Source organism: Pseudomonas sp. AOB-7 (genome assembly GCF_003696305.1).
Taxonomy (GTDB): domain Bacteria; phylum Pseudomonadota; class Gammaproteobacteria; order Pseudomonadales; family Pseudomonadaceae; genus Aquipseudomonas.
In genome coordinates, this window is sequence record NZ_RFFK01000001.1 from 84,742 (window position 1) to 98,330 (window position 13,589).

At 67.1% G+C, this 13,589-nt stretch carries 17 protein-coding genes; 8 read left to right on the forward strand and 9 right to left on the reverse strand.

Annotated features, from left to right (window positions below; all coding sequences use genetic code 11):
* Positions 1-13: 13 nt before the first annotated feature.
* The 5 genes from EA796_RS00390 to aroC form a co-directional block, all read right to left on the reverse strand.
* Positions 14-568, reverse strand: coding sequence for a histidine phosphatase family protein (locus EA796_RS00390; RefSeq protein WP_256679047.1), 555 nt, complete (start codon positions 566-568; stop codon positions 14-16).
* Positions 568-759, reverse strand: a complete 192-nt coding sequence (locus EA796_RS00395) for a PLDc N-terminal domain-containing protein (RefSeq protein WP_122107085.1) — start codon at positions 757-759, stop codon at positions 568-570. The genes EA796_RS00390 and EA796_RS00395 overlap by 1 nt, the downstream gene beginning before the upstream one ends.
* Positions 760-802: 43 nt before the next feature.
* The gene (locus EA796_RS00400) at positions 803-1,342 is read right to left on the reverse strand and encodes an acireductone dioxygenase (protein ID WP_122107086.1); all 540 of its coding nucleotides are present in this window, start codon (positions 1,340-1,342) and stop codon (positions 803-805) included.
* Complete coding sequence (locus EA796_RS00405; RefSeq protein ID WP_122107087.1) at positions 1,339-2,502, reverse strand: MFS transporter; 1,164 nt, start codon at positions 2,500-2,502, stop codon at positions 1,339-1,341. Before EA796_RS00405 ends, EA796_RS00400 begins: the two co-directional genes overlap by 4 nt.
* Positions 2,503-2,590: 88 nt before the next feature.
* Entirely contained in the window at positions 2,591-3,682 is a 1,092-nt protein-coding gene (gene aroC / locus EA796_RS00410) for a chorismate synthase (protein ID WP_122107088.1), read from the reverse strand.
* A gap of 123 nt (positions 3,683-3,805) precedes the next feature.
* Here aroC and EA796_RS00415 point away from each other — a divergent pair, with 123 nt between their 5' ends.
* Positions 3,806-4,798, forward strand: a complete 993-nt coding sequence (locus EA796_RS00415) for an alpha/beta hydrolase (protein ID WP_122107089.1) — start codon at positions 3,806-3,808, stop codon at positions 4,796-4,798.
* Positions 4,799-4,841: 43 nt separating this feature from the next.
* Positions 4,842-5,645: a hypothetical protein gene (locus EA796_RS00420; RefSeq protein ID WP_122107090.1), complete on the forward strand. Its 804-nt coding sequence runs from the start codon at positions 4,842-4,844 to the stop codon at positions 5,643-5,645.
* Between the two features lie 117 nt (positions 5,646-5,762).
* On the opposite strand, the gene prmB is transcribed toward EA796_RS00420, so the two are convergent.
* The gene (gene prmB, locus EA796_RS00425) at positions 5,763-6,683 is read right to left on the reverse strand and encodes a 50S ribosomal protein L3 N(5)-glutamine methyltransferase (protein WP_021444178.1); all 921 of its coding nucleotides are present in this window, start codon (positions 6,681-6,683) and stop codon (positions 5,763-5,765) included.
* Positions 6,684-6,915: 232 nt separating this feature from the next.
* Between prmB and nhaD the strand changes: the two genes are divergently transcribed.
* Complete coding sequence (nhaD, locus tag EA796_RS00430; protein ID WP_256679048.1) at positions 6,916-8,148, forward strand: sodium:proton antiporter NhaD; 1,233 nt, start codon at positions 6,916-6,918, stop codon at positions 8,146-8,148.
* A gap of 101 nt (positions 8,149-8,249) precedes the next feature.
* On the opposite strand, the gene EA796_RS23380 is transcribed toward nhaD, so the two are convergent.
* Positions 8,250-8,384, reverse strand: coding sequence for a hypothetical protein (locus tag EA796_RS23380; protein ID WP_256679049.1), 135 nt, complete (start codon positions 8,382-8,384; stop codon positions 8,250-8,252).
* Between the two features lie 155 nt (positions 8,385-8,539).
* On the opposite strand from EA796_RS23380, the gene EA796_RS00435 reads away from it, so the two are divergent.
* The 5 genes from EA796_RS00435 to EA796_RS00455 all read left to right on the forward strand — a co-directional run bounded on the left by EA796_RS00435 (position 8,540) and on the right by EA796_RS00455 (position 11,296).
* Positions 8,540-9,136 carry a cysteine hydrolase family protein gene (locus tag EA796_RS00435; RefSeq protein WP_122107092.1) on the forward strand — a complete coding sequence of 199 codons (597 nt, stop codon included), beginning with the start codon at positions 8,540-8,542 and terminating at the stop codon, positions 9,134-9,136.
* Between the two features lie 81 nt (positions 9,137-9,217).
* Positions 9,218-9,538 (forward strand): hypothetical protein, encoded by a 321-nt coding sequence (locus tag EA796_RS00440; RefSeq protein ID WP_122107093.1) that lies wholly within the window; start codon positions 9,218-9,220, stop codon positions 9,536-9,538.
* 123 nt (positions 9,539-9,661) lie between these two features.
* Complete coding sequence (locus tag EA796_RS00445; protein ID WP_122107094.1) at positions 9,662-10,219, forward strand: Smr/MutS family protein; 558 nt, start codon at positions 9,662-9,664, stop codon at positions 10,217-10,219.
* Between the two features lie 92 nt (positions 10,220-10,311).
* Positions 10,312-10,857 (forward strand): GTP cyclohydrolase I FolE, encoded by a 546-nt coding sequence (folE, locus tag EA796_RS00450; RefSeq protein WP_021445284.1) that lies wholly within the window; start codon positions 10,312-10,314, stop codon positions 10,855-10,857.
* 70 nt (positions 10,858-10,927) lie between these two features.
* Positions 10,928-11,296, forward strand: a complete 369-nt coding sequence (locus EA796_RS00455) for a glutathione S-transferase N-terminal domain-containing protein (protein WP_122107095.1) — start codon at positions 10,928-10,930, stop codon at positions 11,294-11,296.
* A gap of 281 nt (positions 11,297-11,577) precedes the next feature.
* Here EA796_RS00455 and EA796_RS00460 read toward each other — a convergent pair whose 3' ends face one another.
* Together EA796_RS00460 and EA796_RS00465 are read right to left on the reverse strand one after the other, a co-directional pair.
* Entirely contained in the window at positions 11,578-12,615 is a 1,038-nt protein-coding gene (locus EA796_RS00460) for a lipopolysaccharide assembly protein LapB (protein ID WP_122107096.1), read from the reverse strand.
* 1 nt (position 12,616) lies between these two features.
* The gene (locus EA796_RS00465) at positions 12,617-13,585 is read right to left on the reverse strand and encodes a type II secretion system F family protein (protein ID WP_122107097.1); all 969 of its coding nucleotides are present in this window, start codon (positions 13,583-13,585) and stop codon (positions 12,617-12,619) included.
* Positions 13,586-13,589 lie beyond the last annotated feature (4 nt).

Consider the following 13,589-nt stretch of genomic DNA (forward strand, 5'->3'; position numbering starts at 1 on the left):
TGCGCACCGACGCTCAGGGCGGCGCGATACGCGCCAGCACTTGCGGCGCCGCGCGCAGCGGCAAGGCCAGGATCAGCCCCTCACCGGACGCGGGAAACACCCGGGTCAGCGCGGTGATATTGACCTGATGCGACACCAGCACCAGCGGCTCGCCGGGCGGCAGCAGGTTGACCGCGCGAATCAGCTCGGCGGTCTGCGCCTCGGCGGCGTCGCGTTGCTCGAAGAAGGAGTCCAGCGCCGGTAGCGGCTGCACCGGGCCCAGGCCCATGCCCCTGGCGGTATCCAGCGCGCGGCACCAGCGGCTGCTGAGCAGCCGCGGCCGCTCGATGCCCTGGCGGCGCAGCAGTTCGCCCCAGCGCCGCGACTCCTCGCGGCCCTGCTGGCTGAGGTTGCGTTGGGTGCTGCAGTTGCCCAGCTGGAAATGCGCCGGATCGCCGACGCCCGGCGCCGTGGCATGGCGCAGGATCAGCAGCGCCCGCCCCTCGCGCAGCGCCTGCCAGGCGTCGGCCGGCTGCGCTGCCGAGGTCCACAGCGGCGCCAGCAGCAGCACCAGCAGCCAGATGCGCATCACAGCCTGACGTTGCCGCGCGGCCCGGCCAGCGCCCAGATGATCAGCCCCAGCACGGGCAGGAAGATGATCAGCAGCACCCAGAGAATCTTGATCCCGGTTTCGGCGCTGCTTTTCACCACGTTGACGATGGCCCAGATATCCAGGGCCAGAATGATCAGGCCGATCAGCCCATTGAGGGTGTAACCCATGACGACACTCCTGTGTGAAGGGTTGCCCTCAGAGGATAGCCACTCAGTCGCCCAGACGCGGAAAACGGCTGGCGATCTGGTCGCCGGTCAGGCTTGGCGCTTCCGCCGTGGCGCTCAGGCGCACCAGCAGCAGGTGCGGCTCCTCGCCCAGGTCGAACCAGTGGCGGGTGTCCGCCGGCAGCTCCAGCAGATCGCCGCGCTCGCCCTGCAGCACATAGACGTACTCGCCCAGGTGCAGGCTGAGCTGGGCGAAACCGCCGACGAACAGCCAGGCGCTGGCGGCCGGCTGCGTCTGCTCGTCGAGGTAGCGCGCGCGCAGTTCGAGCTTGCGCGGGTGGTTGCGCTCCAGGCTGAGCAGCTCGTGCTGGCGGTAGCCGCCCTCGCCGCGCAGATCCTGCAGCCAGGCGCCGCAGGCGGCGTCGAACTCCTGCTCGCTGCAGCCGGGGCGCAGCGCCGCCGGCGGCGGGCACTGGCGATAGCGCACGCCGACCTCGGCCAGGGTGCTGGCGATGTCCTCGGCGTGGGTCAGCACCTTGTTCGGCAGCTGCGGGGAGGTTTGCAGGTGAACGCTCAGGCTGGTCATGGGGATTCTCGCTCGGACTCCGGGGGCAGACGAGTGGCAATGATAACGGCTGCGGCCAGCGCCGCCAGGCTGGCCAGGGCGAAGGTCCAGGCCGGGCCGATGCTGTTCCAGCTGTAGCCGGCATACAGCGCGCCGAGGGCGCCGCCGATGCCGGCCAGGGTGGCGTACAGCGCCTGGCCCTGGCCCTGCTGACCGCCTTCGAAGCTGCGCTGGATGAAGTGGATGCTGGCGGCGTGGAAGGCGCCGAAGGTGGCGGCGTGCATGCACTGCGCCAGCAGCAGGATCGCCAGCTGGTCGGCCAGGTTGCCCAGCAGCAGCCAGCGCACGGCGGTGATCAGGAAGCTGGCCAGCAGCACCGCGCGCAGCGAGTAGCGCTGCAGCAGCCGCGCCATGACCAGGAACAGCAGAATCTCCGCCACCACGCCCAGGGCCCAGAGCATGCCGATGGTGCCGCGCCCGTAGCCGAGCGCCTCCAGGTGCAGGGTCAAAAAGGTGTAGTAGGGCCCGTTGCTCAGTTGCATCAGGCCGACGCTGGCGTAGAAGGCGAGGATGCCGGGGCGACGCAGCTGGCGCAGAAAACCGCCCTGCTCGGCGCTGCCGGGTCGCGATAGCGGCTGCGCGTTGGGCACCCAGAAACTGCCGGCGACTATGCCGGCCATGATCAGCACCAGCGCCCAGGGGTAGGCGTCCAGGCTCAGCCACTCGAACAGCCGGCCCAGGCCGACCACCGCGACGATGAAGCCGATGCTGCCCCACAGGCGGATCTGACTGTAGCGCGCGGCCTGCTCGCGCAGGTGGGCCAGGGTGATGACCTCGAACTGCGGCAGCACCGCATGCCAGAAGAAGGCGTGCGCGGCCATGATCAGCGCCAACCAGGCATAGCTGTGGCTGACGAAGATGCCGGCGAAGCACACCAGGGTGCACAGCGCGCCGAGGCGCACGATCAGCAGGCGCTGGCCGCTGTGATCGCCGAGCCAGCCCCACAGATTCGGCGCCAGGCAGCGCATCAGCATGGGGATGGCCACCAGCTCGCCGATGCGCGCCGGCGAGAAGCCCAGGTGGTCGAAGTACAGGGCGAGGAACGGCGCCGTGGCGCCGAGCAGGGCGAAGTAGAAGAAGTAGAAGCCGGACAGGCGCCAGTAGGGCAACGCGGCGATCATGGCCTGGTCTTAGCCCGGGTCGAGCGCAGCAACACCCGGGGCCGCGGTTGTTGGGTATCGCTGCGCTCAACCCAACCTACGCAAGCGGTCACAGCTGCGGCAGCACCGGGGTAGTGACGCGCACCTCGGCGTTCTGCGCGCGATGACGCAGCAGGTGATCCATCAGCACTATGGCCATCATCGCCTCGGCGATGGGGGTGGCGCGAATGCCCACGCATGGGTCGTGGCGACCCTTGGTGATCACCTCCACCGGGTTGCCGTCGACGTCGATCGAGCGCCCCGGCGTGGTGATGCTGGAGGTGGGCTTGAGCGCCAGGTGGGCGACGATCGGCTGGCCGCTGGAAATGCCGCCGAGGATGCCGCCGGCGTTGTTCGACAGGAAGCCTTCGGGGGTCAGCTCGTCGCGGTGCTCGGTGCCACGCTGGGCAACGCTGGCGAAGCCGGCACCGATCTCCACGCCCTTGACCGCGTTGATGCTCATCAGCGCGTGGGCCAGTTCGGCGTCCAGGCGGTCGAAGATCGGCTCGCCGAGGCCCGGCATCACCCCTTCGGCGACCACGGTGATCTTCGCGCCGACCGAATCCTGGTCGCGCCGCAGCTGATCCATATAGGCCTCGAGCTCGGGCACCTTGTCCGGGTCGGGGCTGAAGAAGGCGTTCTGCTCGACGCTGTCCCAGGTCTTGAACGGAATCTCGATGGGACCGAGCTGGCTCATATAGCCGCGCACCACGATGCCCTGGGTCGCCAGATATTTCTTGGCGATGGCGCCGGCGGCCACGCGCATGGCGGTCTCGCGCGCCGAGCTGCGGCCGCCGCCACGGTAGTCGCGGATGCCGTACTTGTGGTGGTAGGTGTAGTCGGCGTGGGCCGGGCGGAACAGATTCTTGATCGCCGAGTAGTCCTTGGACTTCTGGTCGGTGTTGCGGATCAGCAGGCCGATGGCGCAACCGGTGGTCTTGCCCTCGAACACCCCGGAGAGGATTTCCACCACGTCGTCTTCCTGGCGCTGGGTGGTGTGGCGGCTGGTGCCCGGCTTGCGCCGGTCGAGATCGCGCTGCATGTCCTCCAGCGACAGCTCCAGGCCCGGCGGACAACCGTCGACTATGGCGACCAGGGCCGGGCCATGGCTTTCGCCGGCGGTGGTGACGGTGAACAGCTTGCCGTAGGTATTGCCGGACATGGGAAGACGCTCCGCGAAATTCAGCCCCGACCTGCCGCTGCGCAGGCCGCTTAACGAGGTGGGCGAGTATACCCGCGGCGACCTTGCAGTTCACCCCGAACCTTGGTCGGCGACCGGCGTCCAATGCCGGTCTGCCACCACCCTGCCCCGATCATGCTGCGAACCCTGCTCTTGTCCCTTGCCCTGATAACCGGCCTGGCCCAGGCCAACACCACCCGACAACTGCCCATCAGCCTGGACACCGACCAGGGCACCCTGTACGGCAGCCTGCTGGTGCCGCAGAGCGACGAGCCGGTGCCGGTGGCGCTGCTGATCGCCGGCTCCGGCCCCACCGATCGCGACGGCAACAACCCCGAGGGCGGCCATAACGACGCGCTGAAAAAGCTGGCGCAGCTGCTGGCGCGCCACGGCATCGCCAGCCTGCGCTACGACAAGCGCGGCGTAGCCGCCAGCCGTGCCGCCACGCCCGACGAACGCGACCTCAGCATCGAACGCTACGTCGCCGATGCCGAGGCCTGGGGACGCCTGCTCGAGGGCGATCCGCGCTTCGACCGGCTGATCCTGCTCGGCCACAGCGAAGGCGCGCTGATCGCCAGCCTGGCTGCCGCCGGCAGCGGCGCCGAGGCGCTGGTGTCCATCGCCGGCCCCGCCTACCCCATCGGCCAGGTGCTCGACGCCCAGCTGGCCATGCGCCTGCCGCCGCCGCTGCTGGCCGAGAGCCGGCAGATCCTGGCCAGCCTGATCCGCGGTCAGGAGCAAGCCGAGGTGCCCAAGGCATTGCAGGTGCTGCTGCGACCGAGCGTGCAGCCCTACCTGATCAGCCTGCTGCGCCAGCGCCCGGCCGAGGCCTTCGCCGCGCTGCGGATTCCGGCGCTGATCGTGCAGGGCAGCCACGACGCCCAGGTCGGTCTCGACAACGCCGTGGCATTGCAGCAGGCGAAGCCGGATGCCGAGCTGGCGCTGATCCCCGGCATGAACCACGTGCTGCGCATCACTCCGCTGCCCTGGCACGAACAGCTGGCCTCCTACGACGATCCGCAGCTACCCTTGGCCCGCGCCCTGGGCGAACGAATCGTCGCCTTTATTCGCTCCAGTGCGAGGCAAAGCGGCCGATAACCTGCCTACACAGCAGTTTCAGCTTTAGCGCACAGGCCCCCACATGAGCGAGCAACCCGCCTCTCCCCCCGCAACCGCGCCGGTCGACGCCGAACAGAGCGGCGAAGCGCCGGCCGCCCCCCATCCATGGGCCGACCTGCCGGCCCAGCAGTTCAGCCTACTGCGCCTGGCGCCGTTGCCGGTGGATCGCGACACCGGCCCGCGGCCGCTGCGCTTCGTCCAGCTCGGCCGGGTCGAACGCCATGCCAAGGACCTCAGCCTGCTGCGCCTGAGCCTGCAAGTGCCGGGGCAGCGCCTGCACCGCGAGCAGAACCTGCTGGAGGTCTGGGCCGATCATCAACGCAAGGAGGTGCGCTTCGGCCCGGACAAGGGCCTGAGCGTGGAGCCGGCCAACCGCGGCCTGGGGCGCTTCCTGCTGGCCCAGGGCATCGCCTGGGCGCGCAAGCAGTACGCCCATTACCAGGTCGAGGGCGGCGCCCTGCCGACCCGGGACAACTTCAACGAAGCGGCGCGCGCACGCCGCGACCATGCCCTGAAGGCCCAGGGCTTTGCCATCGAATACAGCGACCCGCTGCAGCTCAAGCCGTTCTACAGCGCGGCGCGGGTCAGTTCGCTGCACGGCGACTGGCAGACCGAGAAGGTGCAGATCATCGAGCTGCTGGACGCCGCCGCCATGCTGCAGCAGGCCGATCAGAGCCTGCGCGAGCAGGACGTGCAGGTGCGCAAGCTGGAGGAGAAGGTCGCGCGATTCAGGCGCGAGGACAGCGGCCTGCGCTTCACCATCAGCTGCCTGGTGGCCTTCTGCCTGTTCCAGGCCGGGCTGCTGATCTGGATCGCCACGCGCTAGAGTCATTGTCGGATCATCGTAGGGTGGATGGCGCTTCACCCATCCACCGATCAGGTCATCGTGGTGGATGAAAAAAGCGTCATCCACCCTACGCCTGTCCGTCGTCAGCCGTGCGAATCAGCCCTCGACCCGCGAGCGGAACAGCGCCTGATGCTCGCGGCACTGCTGGGCCGCCAGCAGGAACACGCCGTGGCCGCCGCGCGCGAACTCCAGCCAGGTGAAGTCCACCTCCGGGTACAGCGCCTCGACATGCACCTGGCTATTGCCCACCTCGACGATCAACAGGCCGCGCTCGGTGAGATGGTCGGCGGCCTCGGCCAGCATGCGCCGCACCAGGTCCAGCCCGTCGTCGCCACAGGCCAGGCCCATGGCCGGTTCGTGCTGATACTCGGCCGGCATGTCGGCGAAATCCTCGGCATCGACGTAGGGTGGATTGGAGACGATCAGGTCGAAGCGCTGCCCCGGCAGCCCGGCGAAGCCGTCGCCCTGCACGCAGTAGACGCGCTCTTCCAGACCATGCCGCTCGATGTTCTGGTTGGCCACCTCCAGCGCCTCGAACGACAGATCGGCCAGCACCACCTCGGCCTCGGGAAACTCGTAGGCGCAGGCGATGCCGATGCAGCCCGAGCCGGTGCACAGGTCGAGCACCCGCGCCGGCTCAGCCGGCAGCCAGGGGGCGAAGTGCGCCTCGATCAGCTCGGCAATCGGCGAGCGCGGCACCAGCACGCGCTCGTCGACGACGAAGGGCAGCCCGCAGAACCAGGCCTCGCCGAGCAGGTAGGCGGTGGGCACGCGCTCCTCGATGCGGCGCTTGAGCAGCGCCTGCAGATGGGCGTGCTCGTCGTCCTCCAGGCGGCAGTCGAGGTAGGCATCGGACATTTCCCAGGGCAGGTGCAAGGCACCGAGCACCAGTTGGCGCGCCTCGTCCCAGGCATTGTCGGTGCCATGACCGAAGAACAGTTGCTCGGCCTGGAAACGGCTGACGGCCCAGCGGATGTAGTCGCGCAAAGTGCGTAAACGGGTAGCGGGGAGGGTCACGGGCGATCTCCGGGTGAAAACGACGCAGTTTAGCCCAGGGCAGGCACGGGGCGCATGGCCATAAATAAATGCCGTTAAGTCGTAGTTCGACTGCTGCCAGACGAGGGGTCACATCGTTATAATTTGCAACGATTTCTTAACCCTTCCTATCCCTTCCTAATGAGAACCCCCAATGGTCATCGACCCCTTCTCGCTCACGGGCTTGCTCGTGCTGGCGATATTCCTTATTGGCATGACGCTGATAGTTTTTGAAGCACAACTGGAGATGGATAAGTTCAAGCCGGCCATGTTCATGATGTCCGGCCTGATCGTCATCGGCGTCCACTACGCCCTCACCGACCCCAACGGCTTCCAGTATTTCCTCCACGCCCAGAGCGAGACCAAGGAGGAATTGTTCGGCCTGATCGCCTTCATGGCCTTCATGTGGATGGTGGTCGAGCTGCTCAACGAGCGAAACGTGTTCACCGCACTGAACGGCTACCTGCTGCGCAAGGGCCTGGGTGCGCGCGGCATGTTCTGGGCCACCGGCGCGCTGTCGGCAACCCTGTCGCCCTTTCTCAACAACTTCACCACGGCGATGATCTTCGGCAAGACCATCACCAGCATCTCCAGCCACCAGCGCTACACCCACGTGGCGCTGTGCAACATCGTGGTGGCGTCCAACTCCGGGGTCTGGTTCCTCGGCACCTCCACCAGCCTGATGGTGGTGCTGGCCGGCAAGATCAGCATCGCCGGCCTGCTGCTGCTGATCCCCTCGGCGCTGATCGGCTGGATGCTGTGCGCCGCCACCCTGCACCTGTTCTACCTGCGCCAGCTGGACGGCCAGCAGCTGATCCGCAAGGTCGACGCCAGCGAGAGCCGGCTCAAGCCGGGCGGCGCCGGTCTGGCGCTGGTGGGTTTCATCGCAGTGATCGGCGCGGTGCTGTGCAACATCGTGCTCAAGGTCGGCATCGAGTTCGCCATCGGCATCGGCCTCGGCCTGGTCGCCCTGTACAGCTGGCTGCTGACCCGCATGGGCATCGAGACGCGCTGGCACGAGCAGCTGCAGAAGGTAGAGTGGAACGCCCTGCTGTTCTTCATCGGCATCATCACCTCGGTGGCCTGCCTCAACCACGTCGGCTGGCTGTCCTACATCGCGCGCCTGTTCGAGATCCTCGATCCGACCCTGGTCAACGTGGTGCTGGGCGTCGCCTCCGGGGTGATGGACAACGTACCGGTGGAAGCCGCGGCGCTAATGGCCAACCCGCAGCTTGGCCTCGACCAGTGGGCGCTGAACGCGCTGATGGTGGGCATCGGCGGTTCGCTGACGGTGGTCGGCTCGGCCGCCGGGGTGATGGCCATGAGCCTGGACAAGAGCTACAGCTTCGGCGTGCACCTGAAGTTCCTGCCGGCGATCCTGGTCAACTTCCTCGGCTCGTTGGGTATCTGGTACCTGCAGTTCCAGTGGTTCGGCCTCGGCGGCTGAGGCTCTCGCGCAACAGCAAACGCCCCGCAAATTGCGGGGCGTTTTCGTTTGTAGGGCTGCTTGGGGACATAGCCAGCGCTTAACGCGCCGGCATCGGCTGATCAGGGGCGCTCGCGCTCCTTGCGCGACCAGCCGGGCCTATCCGGCGGCCGGCGCAGTTCGCGCAATACGGCGATGGCCACGGCGATGGAGAACAGCAGCCAGAAATGCGGGGACAATTGCGAAAACAGCGACATGGGCAACTCCTTTTGCATGCGACCCCGAGTCCTTCGGGACGGTTCCGATTCTGCTCCTCGCTCCACGGCCGAGCAAGTAATGGCGCACAAGAGGTTCACAGCGCGCTCTGGCAAGCGGACAATGGCACATCATCACCATCAGCCAGGAGCCCGAGATGTCCCATCCGCAAACCATGTTCCAGCTCACCGGTCGTGGCCACGCTCCGGCCAGTCTGGGCAATGCGACCCTGCTGATCATAGATGCTCAGGAAGAATACCGCAGCGGCGTGCTCGCCCTGCCCGGCCTGGACGCCGCCCTGGCCGAGATCGCCAGCCTGCTGGCCGCCGCCCGCGCCGCCGGCAGCGCCATCGTCCACGTCAAGCACCTCGGCATTCCCGGTGGCCTGCTCGACCCCAGCGGCCCGCGCGGCCGCCATCTGCCCGAGGCCGCCCCGCTGGCCGGCGAGATCGTGGTGGAGAAACGCCTGCCCAACGCCTTCGCCGGCACCGAACTGCACGACCGCCTGCAGGCCCTCGGCCACCTCGACCTGATCGTCTGCGGCTTCATGACCCATTCCAGCGTCAGCACCACGGTGCGCGCCGCCAAGGACTATGGCTATCGCTGCACCCTGGTCGACGCCGCCTGCGCCACCCGCGACCTGCCGGCCCCCGATGGCAGCGTGATCGCCGCCGCGCAGGTGCACCGCATCGAGATGATCGCCCTGGCCGACAACTTCGCCACCCTGGTGCCGCAAGCCAAGGCGCTGATCTGACCGCCGTCACAGTGCTGCCAGCATGGCGGAACCCCGGCGCTAATGTCCGGTCATAGCGCCGACACCCCAAAGGAAATCGGCATGAAGCTGTCCGACGATTTCGATGCCCGCCGCCTGCGCCCGCGCCAGCCGAAACACTGGCGCCTGCGTATCGGTGCGGCGCTGGGCGCGCTGCTGGCCACCTTCGGCATCCTTCTGGCGATGGCCGGTATCGCCTCGCTGGCCGGGCGCGCCCCGGTGCTGGGCACGCTCAACGACTCCACCGGCGAAGCCGGCGTCCTGCTGCTGCTCGGCCTGCTGCTGCTGTGGGCCGGCATCGCCTTCTGGCGCAGCTGCCGCCGGCGCCTGCGCCAGCCGCGCGACCTCGCCCTGTCGCCACATCTGCTGAAAAAGCGCGACTGAAACGCCGCGAGCGGGCTAGAAAATAGCCTGGCGCTATTTTTTAACCTCGCCCAGCGACGGCCCGAAGGGTGGCCGTCAGGGATGGCAGGCCATAAAATGCCCGTCTGTTTCGCGGAGCCATCGATGCAAGACGACGACTTTTCCCTATTCCAGGCCGAGCTGCGCGGCGTCAAGCCGCTCAAGCACGACCGCGCCGACACCGGCAAACCCAAGCCCGATCGCCAGCAGTTCAGCACCCTACGCCAGGCCGCCAGCATCAGCCAGGGCGAGATCAAAGTGGACGGCCTGTCCGACCAGTTTGTCATCGACGTCGGCGCCGAAGACGCGCTGTACTGGGCCGGCAACGGCGTGCAGGAAGGCCAGATGCGCAAGCTCAAGCTCGGCCAGATCCCCTTCGACGGCAGCCTCGACCTGCACGGCATGAGCGTGGAGAAGGCGCGCGACACGCTGTGGGAGTTCCTCGCCGAAGCCGCCAAGCTGGAGGTGCGCTGCGTGCGCGTGACCCATGGCAAGGCGGTGCGCATGGACGGCCGCCGGCCGATGATCAAGAGCCACGTCAACACCTGGCTGCGCCAGCACCCGCAGGTGCTCGGCTTCGCCTCCTGCCTGGCCAAGCACGGCGGCACCGGCGCGGTGTACATCATCCTCAAGCGCATCATGATGGACGGCCGCGACGAGTAACCCGCCCGGCCCATGATTCTGGCGCCCGGCGCTCTTGCCAGGCGCCCATCGGCGCCCTACCCTGCGCCCTTCGATACCCAACAGGATTTTCCATGTCCCTGGAACAACACTACACCGCGATCCTCGGCCAGCTCGGCGAGGACGCCTCTCGCGAAGGCCTGCTGGATACCCCCAAGCGCGCGGCCAAGGCCATGCAGTACCTCTGCCGCGGCTACCAGCAGACACTGGAGGAAGTGACCAACGGCGCGCTGTTCAGCTCCGACAACAGCGAGATGGTGCTGGTCAAGAACATCGAGCTGTACTCGCTGTGCGAGCACCACCTGCTGCCGTTCATCGGCAAGGCCCACGTCGCCTATATCCCCAACGGCAAGGTGCTCGGCCTGTCCAAGGTGGCGCGCATCGTCGACATGTACGCCCGCCGCCTGCAGATCCAGGAAAACCTCAGCCGGCAGATCGCCGAGGCCATCGAACAGGTCACCGGCGCCCTCGGCGTGGCGGTGGTCATCGAGGCCCAGCACATGTGCATGATGATGCGCGGCGTGGAGAAGCAGAACTCGTCCATGGTCACCTCGGTGATGCTTGGCGAATTCCGTGAAAACCCGGCGACCCGCAGCGAATTCCTCAGCCTGATCGGCTAAGGCGCAGCCCCCCCACCACGACGGCCGTTCACGACGCTGAACGGCCGTCGGCATTTCAGGAGTAGAAACCATGTTGCTCAAGGCCCTTCGCATTGGCCTCGGCCAGATCGTTGTGTTCGTCGACTGGATCAGCCGCCCGCGTAAACTCCAGCGCAGCGCCACGGCGCAGGCCGAGGTGGAACGCGCCACGGCCGACCTGGCGCTGTACCAGTTCCACGCCTGCCCGTTCTGCGTCAAGGTACGGCGCCGCCTGCACCGCCTGAACCTGCCGGTGCAACTGCGCGACGCCAAGCACGACGCCGAGCATCGCCAGGCCCTGGAACGGCAGGGTGGCCGCATCAAGGTACCCTGCCTGCGCATCGAGGAAAACGGCCAGAGCACCTGGCTGTACGAATCCAAGGCGATCATCGCCTATCTGGAGCAGCGCTTCGCCGGCTGAGCGGACGTGCGGGGGGGGCCATCCAGGCCGGTTGTAGCCCCTTGTAGGAGCGAATGTATTCGCGCTGGATCAAGTCCGTGCCCGCCAGGATCGCGAATAAAGGCTAGGCGCCCTCTTCGCTCTTATCAGTTCGTAGCCTGGATTAGCCGAAGGCGTAATTCGGGGCGGTCTCCCTGGGTATGGTTACACCCCCCAGGCTAGAGCGGGGTTACGCAGGCGCGCCTGCCCCGCAGGGGGCGGGGTTTCCCCCGCAGGCTGGCGCGCCCACGCAACCCGGTTGCTCAGGGCAGCGCCTGCTGCTCGCCGGGCACCCCGGCGACCGCTTCGACATCCGCGGTCAGCCCACCGCGCAGGCGGATTTTGCGGATCTGCTCGACCCGGCGCAGGTTCTCCCAGGCTGTGTCGTAGTGCGCGGGGGATTGGCTGATCGCACTGCGAAAGAACTGCTCGGCGGTATCCAGCTTGCCTTCCACCAGGCAGATATAACCGACCTCGTTGCTCGCCTGGGCACGCTTGCCAATCTGCTCGAAGGCGGAAAGTGCCTCCTCGTACCGTTCCATCCGTGCCAGCAGCAACCCGTAATTGCGCCATAACGGCTTGTAGCTGGAGTCGTAGCTGATGCCGCGCTGGTAGGTACGTTCGGCCTCGGGCCATTGGCCGGCCAGGTAGTAGGAGTAGCCCAGGCTGTTCTGCACCAACACCGAGCGCGGCTCGATCAGCATGGCCAAACGGTAATACGCCTCGGACAATTGGAAGTCGTTACTCAGGTCGGCGAGTACGCCAAGGGCGTTGTAGACCTTCAGCGGCGACTGGCTGTCTACCTTGAGCGCGGCCACGTCGGGCGGGGAGTCGTTCTGCTCGTTACCCAGGCGCCGCTGATCCAGCGCCACCGCCTGGAACAGCAAGGTCCGCGCGGCCTCGTGATCACGCTTGGCCAGTTGCAGCAGACCCATCTCCGCCAGGGCGCCGAGGTTTTCCGGATCCTTCGCCAGCACATCGGCGAAGGCCATCTCGGCCAGTTGGCTGTTGCCCCGCTCGCGGTGGATGCGGCCGACCCATACCAGCGCCTCGTAGCGTTTCGGGTCCAGTTCGATAGCACGCAGGTACTGGAACAGCGACTGATCGCGGTCGCCCGCCTGGTAGGCCATCGCCGCCATCTGCATCGCCTGGTCGGCCGAGGTGCTGGACTTGCGTACCTTGTACAGCAGCGAATTATCGCCGGCATAGACCGAGCGGGTCTCCAGCGCCGGCTCCGGCCCCATGGTCTGACATCCCGACAGCACGGCCGTCATGGCCAACAGCAGAGTTATTCTTTTCATGTCATACCTTCCCGAAGACTTTGAGTACACCGATGAGGGCGGGACCGATGGCCACCAGGAAAAAGCTCGGCCACAGGCACAAGATTAGTGGGAACACCAGCTTGGTGCCGATTTTCGCCGCCGCCTCCTCGGCCTTCTGGGTACGTCGGTCGCGGAACTCCTCGGCGTAGATGCGCAGGGTATCGGCCACGCTAGTGCCGAAGCGGATGCTCTGCGCCAGCAGGCTGACCAGGCCGCGAATATCCTCCAGCCCGGTGCGCTCGGCCAAGTGCTTGAGCGCCTCGGTACTGGGAATGCCGGCACGGATCTCCGCATTGACCAGGGCCAGCTCAAGGGCCAGTTCAGGCTGGCTAACGGCCATCTCGTCGGCCACCCGCTCGATCGCCTGGGGCAAGGCCAGCCCCGACTCCACGCACACCACCATCAGATCCAGGGCATCGGGAAAAGCCACCAGCAGCCGGATCATGCGCGCCTGCTTGCGCTTGTCGACATAGATAGCCGGCGCCAGCCAGCCGCCCCCCGCTGCCGCCAGCACCAGCACGATACCCACGAGCAGCGACAGCTTGGGGATCAGCGGCAGCGCCAACAGGGTCAGCCCAACCAGCGTCAGCGGCAGTAGCAGGCGCACCGCCCAGTAGGTCTGCACCGCCGCCGGCGAGCGATAGCCGGCATGGGTCAACAGGGTACGAGTGGCAGACGCCTGCCCCTGATCCTCCGAGCTGAAGCGCTGGCCCACCTGCTCCAGCATCAGCTGCAGGTTACTAGGGGTGTCCTGGCCGACGACCAGGCCACCGTGCCCGCGCTTGATCAGGGCAAGACGTCGCTGTACCGGGTCGCGCAGCCCCTGCACCAGCATGGCCAGAGTGGCCATGGCCAGCACCGCGCTCAGGCCGATGGCGCCGACGAACAGCACGCGCGCCAGCTCCTCGTTGCCCACCACTCGATTGAGCAGACTCAGCAGATAGTCCATGACG

Coding starts and splice junctions, on each gene's coding strand:
- EA796_RS00390 (WP_256679047.1), bottom strand. CDS start 568: ATGCGCATCTGGCTGCTGGTGCTGCTGCTGGCGCCGCTGTGGACCTCG.
- EA796_RS00395 (WP_122107085.1), bottom strand. CDS start 759: ATGGGTTACACCCTCAATGGGCTGATCGGCCTGATCATTCTGGCCCTG.
- EA796_RS00400 (WP_122107086.1), bottom strand. CDS start 1,342: ATGACCAGCCTGAGCGTTCACCTGCAAACCTCCCCGCAGCTGCCGAAC.
- EA796_RS00405 (WP_122107087.1), bottom strand. CDS start 2,502: ATGATCGCCGCGTTGCCCTACTGGCGCCTGTCCGGCTTCTACTTCTTC.
- aroC (WP_122107088.1), bottom strand. CDS start 3,682: ATGTCCGGCAATACCTACGGCAAGCTGTTCACCGTCACCACCGCCGGC.
- EA796_RS00415 (WP_122107089.1), top strand. CDS start 3,806: ATGCCGGTCTGCCACCACCCTGCCCCGATCATGCTGCGAACCCTGCTC.
- EA796_RS00420 (WP_122107090.1), top strand. CDS start 4,842: ATGAGCGAGCAACCCGCCTCTCCCCCCGCAACCGCGCCGGTCGACGCC.
- nhaD (WP_256679048.1), top strand. CDS start 6,916: ATGACGCTGATAGTTTTTGAAGCACAACTGGAGATGGATAAGTTCAAG.
- EA796_RS23380 (WP_256679049.1), bottom strand. CDS start 8,384: ATGTCGCTGTTTTCGCAATTGTCCCCGCATTTCTGGCTGCTGTTCTCC.
- EA796_RS00435 (WP_122107092.1), top strand. CDS start 8,540: ATGTCCCATCCGCAAACCATGTTCCAGCTCACCGGTCGTGGCCACGCT.
- EA796_RS00440 (WP_122107093.1), top strand. CDS start 9,218: ATGAAGCTGTCCGACGATTTCGATGCCCGCCGCCTGCGCCCGCGCCAG.
- EA796_RS00445 (WP_122107094.1), top strand. CDS start 9,662: ATGCAAGACGACGACTTTTCCCTATTCCAGGCCGAGCTGCGCGGCGTC.
- folE (WP_021445284.1), top strand. CDS start 10,312: ATGTCCCTGGAACAACACTACACCGCGATCCTCGGCCAGCTCGGCGAG.
- EA796_RS00455 (WP_122107095.1), top strand. CDS start 10,928: ATGTTGCTCAAGGCCCTTCGCATTGGCCTCGGCCAGATCGTTGTGTTC.
- EA796_RS00460 (WP_122107096.1), bottom strand. CDS start 12,615: ATGAAAAGAATAACTCTGCTGTTGGCCATGACGGCCGTGCTGTCGGGA.
- EA796_RS00465 (WP_122107097.1), bottom strand. CDS start 13,585: ATGGACTATCTGCTGAGTCTGCTCAATCGAGTGGTGGGCAACGAGGAG.